Source organism: Gilliamella sp. B14448G11, assembly GCF_016101765.1.
Classification (GTDB): domain Bacteria; phylum Pseudomonadota; class Gammaproteobacteria; order Enterobacterales; family Orbaceae; genus Gilliamella; species Gilliamella apicola_N.
On sequence record NZ_JACFPX010000024.1, the window covers coordinates 23,508 to 41,880 of the forward strand.

At 34.4% G+C, this 18,373-nt stretch carries 18 protein-coding genes; 10 read left to right on the forward strand and 8 right to left on the reverse strand.

Annotated features, from left to right (window positions below; all coding sequences use genetic code 11):
- Nucleotides 1-19 precede the first annotated feature (19 nt).
- From H3S88_RS12265 to ubiA, 5 genes are all read left to right on the forward strand, one after another.
- Entirely contained in the window at nucleotides 20-2,473 is a 2,454-nt protein-coding gene (locus H3S88_RS12265; RefSeq protein ID WP_198227161.1) for a DMSO/selenate family reductase complex A subunit, read from the forward strand.
- 19 nt (nucleotides 2,474-2,492) lie between these two features.
- The gene (locus H3S88_RS12270; protein ID WP_216355799.1) at nucleotides 2,493-3,107 is read left to right on the forward strand and encodes a DMSO/selenate family reductase complex B subunit; all 615 of its coding nucleotides are present in this window, start codon (nucleotides 2,493-2,495) and stop codon (nucleotides 3,105-3,107) included.
- Nucleotide 3,108: 1 nt separating this feature from the next.
- Nucleotides 3,109-3,948 carry a DmsC/YnfH family molybdoenzyme membrane anchor subunit gene (locus tag H3S88_RS12275; protein WP_198227159.1) on the forward strand — a complete coding sequence of 280 codons (840 nt, stop codon included), beginning with the start codon at nucleotides 3,109-3,111 and terminating at the stop codon, nucleotides 3,946-3,948.
- Nucleotides 3,949-4,001: 53 nt separating this feature from the next.
- A complete protein-coding gene (locus H3S88_RS12280) occupies nucleotides 4,002-4,586 on the forward strand; it encodes a molecular chaperone (RefSeq protein ID WP_198227157.1) in 585 nt (194 codons plus the stop codon).
- Nucleotides 4,587-4,703: 117 nt separating this feature from the next.
- On the forward strand, nucleotides 4,704-5,534 hold the full coding sequence (gene ubiA / locus H3S88_RS12285; RefSeq protein ID WP_198227155.1) for a 4-hydroxybenzoate octaprenyltransferase: 831 nt from the start codon (nucleotides 4,704-4,706) through the stop codon (nucleotides 5,532-5,534).
- Nucleotides 5,535-5,964: 430 nt separating this feature from the next.
- Here ubiA and folP read toward each other — a convergent pair whose 3' ends face one another.
- The 3 genes from folP to rlmE all read right to left on the reverse strand — a co-directional run bounded on the left by folP (nucleotide 5,965) and on the right by rlmE (nucleotide 9,498).
- Complete coding sequence (gene folP / locus H3S88_RS12290) at nucleotides 5,965-6,801, reverse strand: dihydropteroate synthase (RefSeq protein ID WP_198227153.1); 837 nt, start codon at nucleotides 6,799-6,801, stop codon at nucleotides 5,965-5,967.
- A 114-nt stretch (nucleotides 6,802-6,915) separates the two neighbouring features.
- A complete protein-coding gene (gene ftsH / locus H3S88_RS12295; protein WP_216355798.1) occupies nucleotides 6,916-8,796 on the reverse strand; it encodes an ATP-dependent zinc metalloprotease FtsH in 1,881 nt (626 codons plus the stop codon).
- 75 nt (nucleotides 8,797-8,871) lie between these two features.
- Entirely contained in the window at nucleotides 8,872-9,498 is a 627-nt protein-coding gene (gene rlmE / locus H3S88_RS12300; protein WP_086327270.1) for a 23S rRNA (uridine(2552)-2'-O)-methyltransferase RlmE, read from the reverse strand.
- Nucleotides 9,499-9,596: 98 nt separating this feature from the next.
- Between rlmE and yhbY the strand changes: the two genes are divergently transcribed.
- Complete coding sequence (gene yhbY / locus H3S88_RS12305) at nucleotides 9,597-9,890, forward strand: ribosome assembly RNA-binding protein YhbY (RefSeq protein WP_065737947.1); 294 nt, start codon at nucleotides 9,597-9,599, stop codon at nucleotides 9,888-9,890.
- Between the two features lie 37 nt (nucleotides 9,891-9,927).
- On the opposite strand, the gene greA is transcribed toward yhbY, so the two are convergent.
- Nucleotides 9,928-10,404, reverse strand: coding sequence for a transcription elongation factor GreA (gene greA / locus H3S88_RS12310; protein ID WP_065559646.1), 477 nt, complete (start codon nucleotides 10,402-10,404; stop codon nucleotides 9,928-9,930).
- A gap of 227 nt (nucleotides 10,405-10,631) precedes the next feature.
- On the opposite strand from greA, the gene H3S88_RS12315 reads away from it, so the two are divergent.
- The 3 genes from H3S88_RS12315 to hslO all read left to right on the forward strand — a co-directional run bounded on the left by H3S88_RS12315 (nucleotide 10,632) and on the right by hslO (nucleotide 13,606).
- Entirely contained in the window at nucleotides 10,632-12,239 is a 1,608-nt protein-coding gene (locus tag H3S88_RS12315; RefSeq protein WP_198227151.1) for a hypothetical protein, read from the forward strand.
- 103 nt (nucleotides 12,240-12,342) lie between these two features.
- Nucleotides 12,343-12,741 carry a ribosome-associated heat shock protein Hsp15 gene (gene hslR / locus H3S88_RS12320; RefSeq protein WP_198227149.1) on the forward strand — a complete coding sequence of 133 codons (399 nt, stop codon included), beginning with the start codon at nucleotides 12,343-12,345 and terminating at the stop codon, nucleotides 12,739-12,741.
- Entirely contained in the window at nucleotides 12,713-13,606 is an 894-nt protein-coding gene (hslO, locus tag H3S88_RS12325; RefSeq protein ID WP_370528572.1) for an Hsp33 family molecular chaperone HslO, read from the forward strand. Before hslR ends, hslO begins: the two co-directional genes overlap by 29 nt.
- A gap of 317 nt (nucleotides 13,607-13,923) precedes the next feature.
- Here the strand turns inward: hslO and tsaA are convergent, their stop codons facing one another.
- The 4 genes from tsaA to metN form a co-directional block, all read right to left on the reverse strand.
- Nucleotides 13,924-14,640 carry a tRNA (N6-threonylcarbamoyladenosine(37)-N6)-methyltransferase TrmO gene (gene tsaA, locus H3S88_RS12330; RefSeq protein WP_198227463.1) on the reverse strand — a complete coding sequence of 239 codons (717 nt, stop codon included), beginning with the start codon at nucleotides 14,638-14,640 and terminating at the stop codon, nucleotides 13,924-13,926.
- Nucleotides 14,641-14,755: 115 nt separating this feature from the next.
- Nucleotides 14,756-15,655: a MetQ/NlpA family ABC transporter substrate-binding protein gene (locus tag H3S88_RS12335; RefSeq protein ID WP_198227145.1), complete on the reverse strand. Its 900-nt coding sequence runs from the start codon at nucleotides 15,653-15,655 to the stop codon at nucleotides 14,756-14,758.
- 14 nt (nucleotides 15,656-15,669) lie between these two features.
- Entirely contained in the window at nucleotides 15,670-16,311 is a 642-nt protein-coding gene (locus H3S88_RS12340; RefSeq protein ID WP_198227461.1) for a methionine ABC transporter permease MetI, read from the reverse strand.
- Between the two features lie 112 nt (nucleotides 16,312-16,423).
- The gene (gene metN, locus H3S88_RS12345) at nucleotides 16,424-17,455 is read right to left on the reverse strand and encodes a methionine ABC transporter ATP-binding protein MetN (protein WP_198227143.1); all 1,032 of its coding nucleotides are present in this window, start codon (nucleotides 17,453-17,455) and stop codon (nucleotides 16,424-16,426) included.
- A 116-nt stretch (nucleotides 17,456-17,571) separates the two neighbouring features.
- On the opposite strand from metN, the gene gmhB reads away from it, so the two are divergent.
- Nucleotides 17,572-18,108, forward strand: coding sequence for a D-glycero-beta-D-manno-heptose 1,7-bisphosphate 7-phosphatase (gene gmhB / locus H3S88_RS12350; RefSeq protein ID WP_198227141.1), 537 nt, complete (start codon nucleotides 17,572-17,574; stop codon nucleotides 18,106-18,108).
- The last annotated feature ends 265 nt before the right edge of the window (nucleotides 18,109-18,373 follow it).

The window sequence follows — 18,373 nt, forward strand, 5'->3', positions numbered from 1 at the left end:
TAAAAAGTAAGGGAATGCAATGAGTAAGTCAAAAAACAATAAAATTAGTCGACGTGATTTTTTACAAAAATCGATAGCAATCGGAAGTATTGCAGCATTAACAAGTAATATGCAAATGCCTTTTGCTTATGCGGAATCGGATAAAAATACCAGTAGTAATGAAATTCCTAATCCTACTAACCAAGAAAAAATCTTTTATAGCGCCTGTTTAGTCAACTGTGGAAGCCGTTGCCCACTAAAAGTTCATGTTAAAAACGATATCATTACTAAAATTTCTGCTGAAGATGGTATTAACGATCCTGTTTTTGGACTGCATCAAATTCGCCCTTGTTTGCGTGGACGATCTGTCCGCTGGCGAACTTATGATCCTGATCGTTTAAAATATCCAATGCTGCGAGTTGGTAAACGGGGTGAAGGTAAATTTAAGCGAATTTCATGGGATGAGGCGATTAATTTATTAGCTGATAAACTCAAATATACTATTGATAAGTATGGTAATGAGGCTATTTATTATCAATATGGTACAGGTACTACTGGCGCAAATATCCCCGGACGTAATGCCTGTAAGCGGTTTTTAAATACGATTGGTGGTTTTTTGAATTATCATGGTGATTATTCAAGTGGGCAAATAACAGCGATTCAACCTTATATTTATGGTAATGCCAAAGAATCTTTGTTAGACCAAATAAAACATTCTGATTTGGTTGTGATGTTTGGTCAAAATATTGCCGAAACTCGAATGTCAGGTGGTGGACAAGTTACGGAGTTATTTAATGCTTTATCACAAAGTAAGGCAAGGGTCATCATTATCGATCCTCGACGTAGTGAAAGCGTAGTTGGTTATGATGCTGAATGGATCCCCATCATTCCCGGTACTGATGCCGCTTTGGTTGCCGCAATTGGATATGCTTTACTTGAAGAAGATCGCATTGATGATGAAATGCTCAATCGATACTGCGTGGGTTGGAATGCTGACTCACTGCCTGATACTGCACCGCCTTTTAGCGATTTTAAATCTTATATTCTTGGTTTGGGGGATGATAGAACCCCAAAAACACCTGAATGGGCAGCTCAAAAAACTGGCATCTCAGCAAATCAAATTCGAAAATTGGCGATCGACATAGTCAATGCTAAGGCTGCATGGATTTCCCAAGGTTGGGGACCTCAACGTTGGCAAAATGGTGAACATACCACAAGAGCGATCATGATATTACCAATCATCACAGGTCAGTTTGGTAAGCGTGGAACCAATATAGGAACTTGGGGGGGCAGTGTGACTTATTCTGTTCCAAGTTTAAGTCTAGTTAACTCAATTAAAACCAGTATTCCTTTCTTTTTATGGACTAAAGCCATTGATGAACCATTTAGCATGACTGCCAAAAATTCTTATATAAAAGGTAAAGATAAATTAGATGTTGGTATTAAATTTATCTGGAGTTATGCAAGTAATGTTATTGGTAATCAGCATGCAGATCTCAATCGAACTCACCAAATTTTACAAGATGAATCAAAATGCGAATTTATTTTAGTTTGGGACACTCATATGACTGCGTCGGCTAAATATGCCGATTTATTATTACCAGATGTATCATCGGTGGAAAGTAATGATCTGATTAACAATTCTTATGCATCAGGTGCTTATCATTATATTATTCGTATGCAACGAGCAATTAAGCCTCTTTGGGAAAATCGTTCGTCATACGATGTGTTGACTGATTTATCAGAAAAGATGGGAGTAAAAGATAAATTCACGCAAGGTCGCACTCAAGATGAGTGGATAGAGTATTGCTATGAAAAACTCCGCAAACAAGAGCCTAATTTACCAAGCTTTGATGAAACTGATGGTATGGGAGTCATTGATCGTAAGTTAGCTAATAGTGATAACCACATTGCTTTACAAACCTTCAGAGATGATCCTCTTAAAAATCCATTAAATACGCCATCAGGAAAAATTGAACTTTATTCTGAAGCATTGGCTAAAATTGCCAATGAATGGGAGTTTGATGAAGATGATAAACTTTATCCTATTCCAGCTTATTTACCTGCTATTGAAGGCAGTGAAGATAAACAACAGAAACAAAAATATCCATTACAATTAATTGGTTTTCATATTAAAGGTCATTGTCATTCAAGTTACAGTAATCTACCGCAATTACGAGAAGCTGTAGCGAGCAGTATCTGGATTAATCCATTTGATGCAGAGCCAAGACAGATTAAGCATGGACAGTTAGTTGAGGTTTATAACGATCGTGGTCGATTGTATATACCTGCTAAAGTCACACCACGTATATTGCCTGGTGTTATTGCAATTCCTCAAGGTTTGTGGGCAAAAATTAATGAAGCAGGGATTGATATTGGTGGTTGTGTCAATCGCCTAACTTCAATGCGCCCATCTGTTCTGGCTAAATCCAATCCACAACATACAAATTTGGTTGAAATTAAACCATTGTCAGCTATGTCAACGGCATCGTAATTACAGGGAGATGATAAAAATGCAATATGGATTCTATATTAACTCTTCTAAATGTACGGGCTGTAAAACTTGCCAATTGAGTTGCAAAGATGAGAAAGATAACTCTTTAGGTATCCATTTTCGTCGTGTTTATGAATATGGCGGTGGTGATTGGCAACAAGTTGATGGTCTTTGGCAAAATAATACTTTTACTTACTATTTGTCGATTTCTTGCAATCATTGTGAACAACCGACTTGCGTTCAAGGATGTCCAACTGGTGCAATGCATAAACGTGAGCAAGATGGCTTAGTTGTGGTGAATCAAGATGTTTGTATTGGTTGCCGATACTGCGAAATGCGTTGTCCTTATGGTGCACCACAATATGATCAGCAAAAAAAAGTTATGTCTAAATGTGATGGATGTTATGAGCGTGTAGCGGAAGGATTAAAGCCTGTATGTGTGGAATCATGCCCGCAACACGCTTTAGATTTTGATGAGATTGGTAAGTTACGAGAGCAATATGGTGATGAACGCAATATTGCACCATTACCAAATTCACAATTGACTAAACCCAATATTGTTATAAAACCACATGCACAGGCCAAAGCATCCGGTGATACACTTGGTAAAGTGCTTAATCCGGAGGAGGTCTAAAATGCATGAATTACCACTGGTATTTTTTACTATATTTGGGCAACTATCTGCGGGGATGGTGCTTTTAGGCAGTCTAAATTATTTATTTAATCGATCAACTCATAATACGCTGATTATCGAAAAAATTAATTTGGTTGCTTTAATTTTCATGGCATTAGGTATGTTACTGGCTTCATTTCACTTAGGTAAACCTTTCCGTGCTTTGAATGTGATTTTCGGTATTGGCCGTTCACCAATGAGTAATGAGATTTTTACCTTTGGGGTATTATTTGGTGTGACATTTGGTTGTGTCATACTTGCTTACTTTTCGCACCTTAACAATTCAAATCGATGGGGCTTTATTAACACTTTATGCCAGCGCATTAATCAAATTCCACATATCGGTAAAATGCTTGCTCTATTGTTGGTGATCTTAAGTTTAGTTTTTGTGTGGACAATTGTATTAACTTACATGTTACCGACGGTTAAAACTTGGGGTACTTACTACACGGCAATTCAAATGTACACCACAATGTTGGTATTGGGTGGGGTTATGGTTGCAATGTTAGGATTCTATCGGACGGGTAGTATTGCCTTTTTTATTGGTGCTTTATTGATACTGTTATTAAAGTTCCCCTATATTAACTTAATGATCGAAATCGCTCCCCAGTTGGCTTATGATCAGTATCATTGGGTTGCAATACAGTGTAGGTTATTGCTGGTAGCATTGATTTTGATTGCCTTAAATAGTTGGCTTAGCAAAAAAATAATGATGATTTATTTGCTTGGTTTTGTATGCACTTTAGTCGCTGAACTTTGTGGACGCATTGCCTTTTATAATTTATGGACGATACCGTTATAATAATCGTAAATATTACTAATTAGCGATAATATATAAATAAGAGATTAAGTAATTTGGATAACTTAACTTCAGTCACATTAGCAAAATTATTGGGGGCATTTTTCTATTATTCACCCAATAGCGAAACAGTTAAACCATTGATTGATGGGCTTCTGCATATCGATGAGTTAGCAAGCTGGACAGATAATAAATTAATTAATAAGCAGTGCCAAATATTAGCCGATCAAATACAAAACCCTGATCTTGATTTTCAGTTTTCATTGTTATTTGAAGGGCAAGGTAGTATGCCAGTCCCTCCTTGGGGTTCGGTATATCTTGATCAAGAAAAGTTATTAATGGGAGAATCCCAAGAGCGTTACCGTCAATTTTTACAACAAAATGGTTTAATGCTTAATAGTGGTATGAATGAACCAGAGGATCAGTTCGGGTTAATGCTAATGGCTTTTGCTCTATTAGCAGAAAAAAAACAGTTAGGGGCAGCAAAGCAACTCATTACTGATCATCTATCAATTTGGTGTTCGACCTATTTAAATCGCTTAAAACACAATGAGCTTAGTTTTTTTTACCAAGCTTTAGCTGTGATTACGGAACAATATTTACAGATATTATTAACCAATATTGAATTAGATCTGTTATAACTATTAAAAAAATTAAATTCTTGTTCAAACAGATATTTTTATACCTTATACCTAGCATTGCAGCTTTTAGGATAAACGGTATAATTCTCCAATAATTTATCAGGATAAACTCTATTTATGCTAGCTTATTTACAACTAATGCGACTCGATCGTCCAATTGGCTCATTGCTATTATTATGGCCAACATTTTGGGCTATTTGGCTTGCGACCCATTATCCTCCGGTTTATATCATTGTTGTATTTACTTTAGGGGTACTGGTCATGCGTTCAGCTGGATGTGTTGTGAATGATTACGCTGATAGGCATTTGGATGGTCATGTTGATCGTACTAAGGATCGTCCATTGGCACGCGGGGCATTAACTGAAAAAAATGCATTGTGGACGCTATTAATACTGTTAGTTGTAGCATTAGGTCTTTTGTTAATCTTAAACAAATTATCATGGTTTATAGCCTGCTTAGCATTGTTAACGGCAATGGTTTATCCTTTTATGAAACGTTACACCCATTTTCCTCAAGTTATCTTAGGTATTGCCTTTAGTTGGAGCATTCCGATGGCGTATGCAGCAACAGTAGAACAATTCCCATTAACGTGTTGGTTACTTTGTGTTGCAAATATTTGTTGGACAGTTGCTTATGATACGGAGTATGCCATGGTTGATCGTAATGACGATGTAAAAATTGGCATTAAGTCTACAGCCATTTTATTTGGTCACTATGACAAGCTAATTATTGGAATGCTACAGGCAATTACGCTTATTAGCTTATTGGCTATAGGTAAAATCAATCAGTTATCTGCTTTTTATTATTTTGGTCTATTATTGACGGTATTGCTGTTTATTTATCAACAATGGTTAATTAAAGATCGTGACAGAACAAATTGTTTTAAAGCTTTTATGAATAATAATTATGTCGGTTTGGTTGTATTTATTGGGATATTTGCGGCATAAATATTTATTAAAAGTAATGTTGTTATCGATTTTACTTCAAAATGAGTAATAAAATAAATAATTCCAATAAGATAAGAAGTTAGTGAAAGTAATGATATCTATCTAACGTCATTTATCTAATTATTTTTTCATTGTGTATTGATTTCTTTATTAAAAAGACCAGAATTAATTTCAATCCTGTTTCTTTTTTAATAAGTTTGATTCAAATGGTATACAATATTGGCAGATAGAATAAGTAGTATGAACAAATCCTAATATAGGCATAAATATTTTAGATTGAATAATATTAGCCATTCTAAACTTGAGTATAGTTAATCATAAAAACTATTATGATATAACAATAAAATTTTAATTTATCGAACTTGATAGAAATTAAAAAAAGATATCAATAGGTAATATTATTCACTTTTCAATTCATTTTGGTTTTAATTTAACCTTGTTCAGCTAAGGTTGCTTGCACAATTCGCAGTGCATCAAAAGTTTCTTTAACATCATGAACACGAATAATTTGTGCCCCTTGCATAGCTGCAATTACGGCACAAGATACACTACCAATCATACGTTCTTGAGGGGCAACATTTAAGACTTGTCCTATCATTGATTTCCGTGACATACCGACTAATAACGGTAAACCAAAATGGTGAAAGTTGTTTAATTTAGCTAATAATCGATAGTTGTGTTGTAGAGTTTTACCAAAACCAAATCCCGGATCGAGTATGATTTTTTCACGCTCTATTCCTGCATTTACACAACGGTTAATATGTTGAGTAAAAAATTGATCCACTTCTTGATATATGTCTTGTTGATAATGTGGCGCATTTTGCATGGTTTTTGGATCACCTTGCATATGCATAATACAAACCGGTAATTGTGTCTTTGCTGCGGCTTCAATGGCATCAGGCTCGGTTAGTGCTCGAATATCATTAATTAAGTGAGCCCCGGCTTTTGCCGACTCAGTCATTACTTGTGGTTTAGAGGTATCGACTGAAATCCAAACATCGAAATAACGTGCAATTTTTTCAACCAAAGGTATAACACGATCCAACTCTTCTTCAACCGATACTTCAGCCGCACCTGGACGAGTTGATTCACCACCCACATCAATGAATGTTGCACCTGATTGAATCATACTGTCAACTCGGCGCATAGCATCATCAAGATTATTGTAATTACCTCCATCAGAAAATGAATCGGGTGTCATATTAACAATACCCATTACTTGTGGAAATGAAAGATCCATTATCTGATTTTTAAATCGAATTTCCATAATTGTGCCTTATTTAATTGAATCTTGATAATTATTTTTTAATCTATAGCGTTATAAAATCTTTAACTATGAAAAACGCGCCGTAGCGCGTTATGTTTATATCTTATGAGCAAATTAACTTTCTGGTTGAGGTGGGGTTGTACTACCCTCATTTGGAATTTTGTTTGCTGCTTTTTCATCACCTTCTGTCCAATCATCTGGGACAGAAACTGGACGGCGTGCAATTAAATCTGCAACTTGTTTTGAACCAATAGTTTCATATTTCATTAATGCATCTTTCATTGCATGAAGTACATCAATATTATCCGTTAATATTTGGCGAGCTCGTTGGTAATTACGATCGATTATCGCTTTGACTTCTTCATCAATGATTCGAGCTGTTTCATCTGAAATATCTTTAGGACGCCCATAGGCTGAATTTTCATCCATTTCATAAAATAATGGTCCTAAACGCTCAGAAAAGCCCCATTGTGTGACCATTGCCCTCGCATACTGAGTAGCAACTTTAATATCATTTGATGCGCCTGTCGATACTTTATCTGTACCGTAGATTAACTCTTCTGCAAGTCGACCACCATAAAGTGTTGCAATATCGCCCTCTAATTTTTCTCGACTTTCACTTACTCGGTCACCTTCTGGTAAAAAGAAAGTCACACCTAAGGCGCGTCCACGAGGAATAATGGTCACTTTGTGGATTGGATCGTGATCAGGCATTAAATAGCCAATAATCGCATGTCCAGCTTCGTGATAAGCCGTTGAGACAAGTTGTTCTTGGGTCATGGTTAATGAACGTCTTTCTGTACCCATATTGATTTTGTCTTTGGCTTCTTCAAATTCATCCATGGTGACAAGACGTTTATTACGTCGAGCAGCAAATAAAGCAGCTTCATTAACTAAATTGGCTAGTTCTGCACCTGAATAACCTGGTGTACCTCGCGCTAATACCGATAAATCAACATCAGACCCTAGTGGAATTTTACGCACATGTACGGCTAAAATTTGTTCGCGTCCTTTCATGTCAGGTAAACCAATTTGTACTTGTCGGTCAAAACGACCAGGACGGAGTAAAGCTGGATCAAGTATATCCACTCGGTTAGTTGCAGCAATAATGATAATGCCACTATTGGTTTCAAACCCATCCATTTCAACCAACATTTGGTTTAATGTTTGTTCTCGTTCATCGTGGCCACCCATTGAACCTGCACCACGTTTGCGTCCAACGGCATCGATTTCGTCGATAAAAATAATACAAGGAGCGTGTTTACGAGCTTGATCAAAGAGATCTCTTACACGGGATGCTCCTACACCGACAAACATTTCAACAAAATCAGAACCTGAAATACTGAAGAATGGTACATTGGCTTCGCCAGCTATCGCTTTTGCCAGTAAGGTTTTACCTGTACCTGGAGGCCCAACCATTAGAATTCCTTTTGGAATTCGCCCCCCTAATTTTTGATATTTACCAGGATCTCGTAAGAAATCAACGACCTCAGTTACCTCTTGCTTAGCTTCTTCGCTGCCAGCAACATCAGTGAATTTGGTTTTGACCTGATCGGGAGTTAACATGCGGGCTTTACTTTTGCCGATCGCCATTGGCCCACCTTTACCGCCCCCATTCATTTGGCGAATGACAAAGAACCAAAGACCAATAAATACTGCCATTGGAAACCAAGAAATTAATACATTGGCTAATAAGCTTGGTCTTTCATCAGGTTGGCCATATACAGCAACTTTATTGAGCACCAAATCATCCATTAATTTATCATCATAATAAGGGATATAGGTAACATAATTTTCATTACCGTTGGTTGTAGCAGTAATCTCACGTCCATTGATATGCACTTCTTTGAGCTTTTTGTTGGCAATATCAGAATTAAATTGAGTATAATTAACTTGAGGGAGACCATTAGATATAGCGCTAAATTGGTTAAATACAGCGATTAACACTATAGCAATTACTCCCCAAATCAGTAAATTCTTTACCATGTCGTTCAAAAGAAAAACCTCTCATAAAAATAATAGTTACGACCAAAATTAACGAAGTATGGTACTACAAATTTATTAAACTGGCTACTTCATACCCATTGCAACAATATAAACTTCTCGAGATCTTGCACGAGAAGCTTCAGGTTTACGAATTTTGACTGTTTTAAACATAGCGCGTACTTGTTTTAAATATTCTTCAAATCCTTCCCCTTGAAAGACTTTCACGATGAAATTGCCATTATGTGCAAGCACATCTCTACACATATCAAGTGCAAGTTCAACTAAGTACATTGCTCTCGGTATATCAACAGCTGGTTGACCACTCATATTTGGAGCCATATCAGACATAACAACTTGGACTTTTTCTTCTCCAACTCGTTCTAATAATGCTTTCAAAACGAGTTCATCTCTAAAGTCACCCTGTAAAAAATCAACACCAACGATAGGATCCATAGGAAGTAAATCACATGCAATAATGCGCCCTTTATTACCAATCAATGAGGCAACATATTGTGACCAACCACCGGGCGCTGCACCTAAATCAACTACAGTAATACCTGGTTTGAATAATTTATCACTTTTTTGAATTTCTTCTAATTTAAACCATGCTCTTGAGCGTAGTCCTTTTTTTTGTGCCTGTTGCACAAAGCGGTCATTAAAATGTTCATTGAGCCAACGCGTTGAACTTGCTGAGCGTTTTTTGTTACTCACAGATAATAAATCCTTAGTATAAGATGGTTACTTCAATTGATTACTCATATATATAAGGGTAAAATAACCAAATTACAACTTAATGTGATAAAAAATTAATGAATTTATCGAATAAACAAAAACAGTATTTAAAAAGTGAAGCTCATCACCTTAAACCTATTGTGATGATTGGTGCTAATGGATTTACCGAGGGCGTTTTAGCCGAAATTGAAAATGCCCTGAATTTCCATGAATTAATCAAAATTAAGATATCTGCAGAAGACCGTGAAACTAAAAAGTTAATTTGTGAAGCCATTATTCGCGAAACAGATGCGCTAGCTGTTCAACAAGTTGGATCGATTTTCACTATTTTTAGACCAAGTGAAGAGAAGAAAATCTCATTACCTAAATAATTGTAACAGGGCGTGTAAGCCCTGTACATTTTTTAATTTAAATATATTCAACTTTAACAATATCAAATTCGACATCACCGCCAGGTGTTTTTATTTGTACTGTATCACCATCTTCTTTGCCTATTAGTCCTCTTGCAATCGGAGAGTTGACCGAAATAAGATTTTGTCTATAATCAGCTTCATCATCACCAACGATTCGATAGGTGGTTTCTTCATCCGTATCTACATTTATTACTGTAACCGTTGCACCGAAAATTATTCTTCCAGTATTTTTCACTTTAGTAATGTCGATAATTTGCGCTTGTGATAATTTACCTTCGATTTCTTGAATACGCCCTTCGCAAAAACCTTGTTGTTCTCTTGCTGCATGATATTCGGCATTTTCTTTTAAATCCCCGTGTGCTCTAGCTTCGGCAATGGCGGCTGTAATTTGCGGTCGTTTAACGTTTTTCAGCTCTTCCAATTCCGCACGTAATAATTCTGCTCCCTTTACCGTCATTGGGATTTGTTTCATCTCTGTTTCTCCCGTTTTACTTTTTAACAAATAAAAAATAGCAAGCCTACCTCTTTATATACAGTAGAAAAGTTATTTATTTTATTTTAAATACACTCATTTTTATATATTAACTTTAAAACTGACTTAATCACAAATCATTTGTATCGAAATCAGATGCTATTTTGATTAAAATGAGGTATCGTAATGTAATTATTAAATAATTTATTTTAGTGATTAGTCTATTTATGCGACGATTAAAACTTTTTATAATTATTTTATCGACAATTGTTTGTTTTTTGATTTTTTTACCTTATTTTTTTCTACAGACTTCATTTGGCGCAAAATTAGCCAGTCAACAATTGTCAAAATTAAGTTCTTATACTATATCAATTGATAATATGCATCATTCATTTGCAAATTTATATGAATTATCATTTGATAATGTAATTATTAGTGATGAAAAACAGGAAATAGTTAGAATTCCTAAATTAGTTATTGGATTAGATAAAAATAATCTTTGGCAATTGAACCATTTTAAGTATATTACTGTTATAAATGGTGTAATTAATTATGATCCAGATATTAAGCATGATAATTTTACAGCAGATACGTTAAAACTCATTGATTCTACCGTTAATACCTCCTTTAATAATGGGCAAATAAATTTATCTTTTCAACAATTAAATGGTGGTATTAAACCATTTAGTTCATCCGGTGATGGAAAGTATCAGTTTGATCTGACTTCACAATATGTTTCCCTTAACCAGCTACCAATGAATAAAGTTCTTATTCAAGGATTTCATCGCGATAATATTACATCTATTACTAATTTAGGTGGGAATTTTGATAAAGGCTTTTTTGTGAGTAAATTAAAAATATTATCAGATAATAGTTTGGATATTGATCAATTAAAAGTAAGCAATATTCATTTCCAAACAACGGATGATAATTATTTTGATGAATATTTATCAGCATTACCAAAATTAACGCTTCGCCAGTTGTCTATTTTTGAAAGCAGTATACAGTTGCCGTCTTTAATTATTGATAAAGGTAATCTTGAAACAGCTAACCTACGATATGATGATCGATGGCATGTTGAGGATGGTTCTATTATTTTTAATGCTGATAGTGTTGTCTGGCATAATAATACGTTTTCATCCGTATTGCTTCAATTAGCTTTAAATGATCAACAGGTAGATATCCAAAAAGCAATGGCAACTTGGAATAATGGCAATGTGAATTTTTCGGGTATATGGAAGAATAACTCATTATATTTAAGTAAGTTATTATTAGCGGGCGTTGATTGTAAAATAACCGAAAAATTAGAGCAATTTTTATTGCCAGACATTTTTAGTCAAGTTGTAATCAATGAATTAACAGTGTTACCAAGCATGTTAATTAATACTAATCGAACTTATCCATTTACTTTAATTAATTTCGAAGTTTCTGGCTCTGATGTAATTTTAGTCAAAGATAAAAAATTGGGCTTATATTTTGGAACTTTATTTTTAAAAGCCGAAAAAGGTTCGATTAATGGGATCGATGTTAACTATCCTGATCTGGTAGTAAAATTTGATCCACAGTATAATACCTTATTGAATTTTAGTTCATTAGTAAGTGGTGGAATGGTTGAGGCTGTTGCCAAAGTTAATCCATTGCAAACTGAGTTTTTATCATTGCACATCTCAGCATACGGTATAAGCAGTTTACTTCTTGACGAATGGAAGTTAGTTAAAGAACCTCCTAATGCTTTCAATTATAATGCCGATTTACATGGCGACATTTCACCATTTGGTTTATCTGGTACATTTTTAACAAATGGTAATGAGTTTATTGTTAACCCACAACATTGATTTTAAAAAAAGCAATCTTATATAATTTGTAACAAACTATTTTATTGGTTGTATCAATTTTAATATCAAACTGGCTTTGATAATAAAATTACATGAGGTGGTGATGGAGTTAGTAAGATTAGATAAATGGCTGTGGGCTGCAAGGTTTTATAAAACCCGTTCTTTAGCCAGAGAAATGATTGATGGTGGTAAAGTTCACTACAATGGGCAACGTGCTAAACCAAGTAAAATTGTTGAAGTTGGGGCAATGTTGACACTTCGTCAGGGTTCTGAACAAAAAACGATTCAAATTTTGGCTATTAGCAGTCAAAGAAGAACTGCCGCTGAAGCCCAATTTCTTTATCGAGAAACTCTCGATAGTATTGCTAAGCGCGATAAAATGGCAGAAGCACGCAAGCTTAATGCATTGACTATGCCGCATCCTAATAGAAGACCAGATAAAAAAGAGCGACGAAATTTGCTTAAATTTAAATATGATAGACAAAAAGGTGACAACAACTAATATGGATACTCTAAATCGATTTTTATTTGATAATCATCCTATTCGCGGTGAAATTACCCATCTTGAACAGACATACCAAGCTATTTTAGATAATCATAATTATCCAATAGCAGTACAAAAGTTATTAGGCGAATTATTAGTTGCAACCAGCTTATTAACTGCCACTTTAAAATTTGAAGGTGATATTGCTGTACAATTACAGGGTGATGGACCTCTCACTTTAGCTGTAGTTAATGGTAATAATCAGCAAGAGTTGCGTGGTGTTGCTCGAATTAATAGTAGTATCGCTGATAATGCTTCACTTAAAGATATGGTAGGTAATGGCTATATAGTTATCACAATTACACCTAAAAATGGCGAACGCTATCAAGGCATAGTTGGTTTGGAAAAAGATTCATTAATAGGCTGTATAGAAAACTATTTTATGCAGTCAGAACAGTTACCAACTAGGCTGTTTGTTAAAACAGGTTTATTTGAGGGTAAGTTAATGGCTTCAGGAATTTTACTGCAAGTTTTACCTAGTAATGAAAATGCAACCGATTCATTTGAGCATCTTAGCGCTTTGACTGAAACAATTACTAGTGATGAGTTATTTGGGCTATCAACTGATGAAATTTTATATCGTCTTTACAATCAAGAAGAAGTTAGGCTTTTTGAAACTCATAATATTATTTTTAAATGTGGATGCTCTCGTCAACGTTGTGAAGATAGTTTAATGACTTTACCCGCTAACGAAATTGATGAAATTCTAAATGAAGATGATGGAAAGATTGATATTCATTGTGATTATTGTGGAAAGCATTACATCTTTGATGCAATTGATATCACTCAAATGAGAAATAAACAAAATCCTCAATACCATTAATATTTCATTTAAAAGAACCACTAAAATTTATGAAATTTTAGTGGTTAAGGGAAATATAGGGAAATTAAACCCATATTTAATGTATCAAAGTTATGTAAATATACCAGTCTTTTTTGTTTATTTAGATGATATTTTTGTAAATCATCTTTACAAATAAATTTTTAGTTAAGTATCTTAAAACAAGGTATTAATTTGAAAATTTTTCACAAAAGTTAATACTTTATTATTTAATAGGCTATTATATTTATCGCCAATTATTAAAAGTTATTCAAAGCTGATACCTTTGTTCTTTATCAATAAAAAGTGACAAGTTTTAACTATTTCTTCTTATCTATAGTGATATTTTCAACAATTGCGTGTTGGTTACTGATTTTGCATTTTATATTAAATTGATAAAGTGTCAGTCCATATTCTCGTTGCTCAATATTATTTTGTTTATATGCAGGTCTTGGATCTTGAGAAATAACCTGCGTAATTAATTCTGTAAGGTGTGGGTAAGTTGATAGGTGTGAAGTTAGAATCAATTGCGCTTGCGGTGAAAATTCAACTGTGATTTTTCTCTCTGGTTCTGATTGAGCATAACCAGCAATAGCTGTAGGATAACTATCACAATAAGGTAAGTAAGGTTTAATATCGATAATTGGCGTGCCATCAACTAAATCAATACTGCCTAATTTCAAAATAATTTGCTTATTTTTAATGACAATATCTTTTAATTCGACCGCTGAAAGTCCAATATGATTGGGGCGAAAAGGTGATCTGGTGGCAAATACACCTAATGTTTTATTACCGCCTAAGCGCGGTGGACGCACAGCTAAACGCCACTTTTCTGGCTCAATATGATGAAACTGAAATAATAGCCATAAATGTGAAAATTGTTCTAATCCTTTAACACTAACAGGATTATTATATGGTGCTAATAGATGAAGTTCGCCTTGGCCTGCGGTAACTAAATTGGGTTGTCGAGGGACCGCAAATTTTTCGCTGTAGGGGGAGTGAATAATACCGATAGGTTTGATTTGATATGTCATTATTTAAGATTTTTATTCATTGATGGCAAAATTTAAATAGTTTTATTGATTCTTTATTATCTTTCCGCTGATTTATTGGTCAGCGGAAAGATATTTATAGTTGATAATTCATAAATCATTACCAACCGCGAATTGCACCGCCATTGAAAATTTGATCGGCTTTTTGTGCTACTGCATCGGTTTGATAGGCTTTAACAAAGTTTTTGACGTTCTCATTATCTTTGTCAGCTTCTCGGGCTACAATAATATTAACATAAGGTGATTCTTTATCTTCAACAAATATACCATCTTTGCTTGGTGTTAAATTTGCTTGTCCTGCAAAGGCATTATTGATAATAGCAAGATCAATCTGTGCATCATCTAATGAACGCGGTAGCATTGGTGCTTCAAGCTCAACAATTTTGTAATTATAAGGATTACTTGTGATATCAAGAACGGTTGGTAGTAAACCTTTGGTTTCATCAACAGTAATCATTCCTTCGTGTTGTAGTAAGAGTAATGCACGACCTAAATTGGTTGGATCATTTGGAATAGCAATAGTTGAATTAGCAGCAATAAAGAAAGTTTCACCACGAGGTGAAGTTACTTTTACACCTTCACCTGTTTCAGTTGTGTTATCAATTGGTTTTAATTTATGGGAATAGCTAGCAATAGGGTAAACAAATGAGTTACCGACAACAGCGAGTTTATAGCCGCGTTCTTTTATTTGTTCATCTAAATAAGGTTTATGTTGAAAAGCATTAATATCGATTAAGCCATCATTTAATGCTTGGTTTGGTGTAACATAATCATTAAAAATAACCAGTTCAACATCTAGGTTATAAAGATCTTTGGCTTGTTGCTTAACAACTTCTGCAACTTCTTGTTCAGGACCAGAAATCACACCTACTTTAACCATGCTAACTTTAGTCGGTTCTTCTGATTTATTATCTGAAACTGTTGATTGCTTATTATCGCAACCAGTTAAAAAAAATGAACTTACCAATGTGATAATAAGTGCTAACTTTTTAATAGACATAAATTCCTCCAAAATTAGTGATGCGTAACGCGTTTGACAATCCTATTGCCGATAAATTGTATAATAAAAACAATAACAATTAATATAATTAAAACCGTATTCATTATAGCAGGCTTATAGCCATTGTAACCATATTGAATCGCAAGTTGACCTAAACCACCGGCACCAACGGCTCCAGCCATAGCAATATATCCAGTAAGAGTAATTAATGTGATTGTCATGCTGTTGACTATTACCGGTAATGATTCAGGTAATAGAACTTTATATATAATTTGTAATGGGGTTGCGCCCATTGAGCGAGCCGCCTCAATTAGTCCTTTAGGTACATCCAATAACGCATTTTCAATCATACGTGCAATTAATGGAGAAACACCAATACTTAATGGAACCACCGCTGCTTGTTTACCGATAAAAGTTCCCATTAAAATTGTAGTAAATGGAATAATCCAAACAATTAATATAATAAAAGGTATGGAACGAAACACATTAGTAATAAATGAAAGCGTGCTATTGGCTGTATAACAATCTAAAATTTGTCCTTTACGGGTGGTATAAAGTAATATACCAATAGGTAAACCTATTACTGCCCCCCAAAAACCGGACAGAATAACCATATATAATGTTTCATCGGTTGCTTGTGCCATTTTGAATAGCATAGCTTCATTAAATCCATTAAATGAAGAACAAAATGCCACAAAGTTTGCCCAAAAGTCGTGTCCTGCTAAATATCTAAATAATGACTCAAAAGGCTTAAATGATGGAATAAAATTAAACATAGCCAAGCACCTCTACTTTAGTGTTATTTTTTTCTAAAAATTGAATTGCTGATGCTGTGCTTTTGGGGTTTCCTCTTATTTCAGCTAACATTAATCCGAATTTAACACCTCCTGCATAATCCATTTGTGCACTAATAATATTGCTATCAATATCAAACTCTTTAGAAATTTGTGATAATAACGGTAAATCAACTGAAACACCGGTAAACTCAAAACTAACCAAAGGATTAAGTCCTTCTTTATATTCAGACGATAGTTTTACTAAATAATCTTCAGGAATATTAAGGTGTAAAGTTGATTGAATAAATTGACGCGCAATATCTGTTTTTGCATGTGAAAACATTTCTCCGACCGATGATTGCTCAACTAATTCTCCATTACTAATAACGGCAACTTGGTCACAAATTTGTTTAACAACATCCATCTCGTGGGTAATTAATAAAATGGTTAAACCTAATTTTTGGTTGATATCTTTTAATAATGCCAAAATAGAACGCGTTGTTTCAGGGTCAAGTGCACTGGTTGCTTCATCACACAATAAAACTTTGGGATCACTAGCTAACGCTCTTGCTATAGCAACACGTTGCTTTTGACCACCCGATAAATTAGCTGGATAGGCATTAGTCTTTTCAGTTAATCCAACTAAATCAATAAGTTCACTAACTTTTTGTTTAATTATGGCTTTAGGTGTTTTATTCAGCTCAAGGGGAAATGCAATATTATCAAATACTGTGCGTGAAGAAAGCAGATTGAAATGCTGAAAAATCATGCTAATTTTTCGACGTACTTCTATAAGCTTACGATTTGATAAATGAGTTATCTCTTGATTATCAAAAAATATTTTACCACTGGTCGGTCTTTCTAAAAGATTGACACAGCGAATAAGCGTGCTTTTTCCTGCACCCGACTTACCAATAACACCATAAATTTTGCCTTTGGGTACATGAATTGTAATGTCCTTTAATGCATGAATTGGCGAATTATTATGTTCAAATATTTTCGAAATATGTTGTAGTTGTATCATAATATATAAAGACAATGTGTGAATAGGTGAATATTAAGACGTCTAGACATCTAAGTCAATCAATAATATGCTATGTAAATTCGCGGAATATCTAAGCAAAAGGGAAAAAAGTTAACATGAAACCAGCTATTTTTTTAGATCGAGATGGAACCATTAATATTGATTATAATTATGTGCATACAATTGATAAATTTCATTTTATTGATGGTGTCATTGATGCAATGCAAGAACTGAAAAAAATGGGCTTTTTATTGGTTATTACAACTAACCAATCTGGGATTGCAAGAAATAAATTCACAGAAGAACAATTTAATGTCCTAACAGAATGGATGGATTGGTCATTACAAGATCGAGGTGTAGATTTAGACGGTATCTATTATTGTCCGCATGATCCTTTATTAGATACATGTGAATGTCGAAAACCAAATCCGGGTATGATTCAAACTGCAGCTAAAGAGCTAAACATAGATATCACTAATTCATATATGGTTGGTGATAGAATTTCTGACTTATTATCAGGTAAACGTGCTGGTGTTAAAAAAACAGTACTAGTAAAGACTGGGGATATAGTTACGGATGAAGCATTAGCTCAAGCTGATTGGGTCATCGACAGCTTAGCGGATTTACCAAAAAAGATAAAAGCAGAATCTTAGATTAGTGATTATTTGAATGCAGCATTTAGAATGAATGCTGCATACTTTATATATTAATTTAATCATTACTGATTCTTTTAGTGATAGGCAATATAGTTTATACAAGTAAATAAAAACAGCGATTTGATATAAAATGTCTAGTTTTAGTATGCTTTGAATGCATTTAGACCAAAAAAAACACAAACAGAAAAAAAATAGCAATAAACACTTGCAGTAAAATTTAAAGTGCCTATAATGCGCATCCACTGACACGGCGTCAGCGATA

Bases quoted from the DNA above. Each gene is read 5' to 3' on its own strand.
- H3S88_RS12265 (WP_198227161.1), top strand. From the start codon at position 20: ATGAGTAAGTCAAAAAACAATAAAATTAGTCGACGTGATTTTTTACAA.
- H3S88_RS12270 (WP_216355799.1), top strand. From the start codon at position 2,493: ATGCAATATGGATTCTATATTAACTCTTCTAAATGTACGGGCTGTAAA.
- H3S88_RS12275 (WP_198227159.1), top strand. From the start codon at position 3,109: ATGCATGAATTACCACTGGTATTTTTTACTATATTTGGGCAACTATCT.
- ubiA (WP_198227155.1), top strand. From the start codon at position 4,704: ATGCTAGCTTATTTACAACTAATGCGACTCGATCGTCCAATTGGCTCA.
- folP (WP_198227153.1), bottom strand. From the start codon at position 6,801: ATGGAAATTCGATTTAAAAATCAGATAATGGATCTTTCATTTCCACAA.
- yhbY (WP_065737947.1), top strand. From the start codon at position 9,597: ATGAATTTATCGAATAAACAAAAACAGTATTTAAAAAGTGAAGCTCAT.
- greA (WP_065559646.1), bottom strand. From the start codon at position 10,404: ATGAAACAAATCCCAATGACGGTAAAGGGAGCAGAATTATTACGTGCG.
- H3S88_RS12315 (WP_198227151.1), top strand. From the start codon at position 10,632: ATGCGACGATTAAAACTTTTTATAATTATTTTATCGACAATTGTTTGT.
- hslR (WP_198227149.1), top strand. From the start codon at position 12,343: ATGGAGTTAGTAAGATTAGATAAATGGCTGTGGGCTGCAAGGTTTTAT.
- hslO (WP_370528572.1), top strand. From the start codon at position 12,713: ATGATAGACAAAAAGGTGACAACAACTAATATGGATACTCTAAATCGA.
- H3S88_RS12335 (WP_198227145.1), bottom strand. From the start codon at position 15,655: ATGTCTATTAAAAAGTTAGCACTTATTATCACATTGGTAAGTTCATTT.
- H3S88_RS12340 (WP_198227461.1), bottom strand. From the start codon at position 16,311: ATGCTATTCAAAATGGCACAAGCAACCGATGAAACATTATATATGGTT.
- metN (WP_198227143.1), bottom strand. From the start codon at position 17,455: ATGATACAACTACAACATATTTCGAAAATATTTGAACATAATAATTCG.
- gmhB (WP_198227141.1), top strand. From the start codon at position 17,572: ATGAAACCAGCTATTTTTTTAGATCGAGATGGAACCATTAATATTGAT.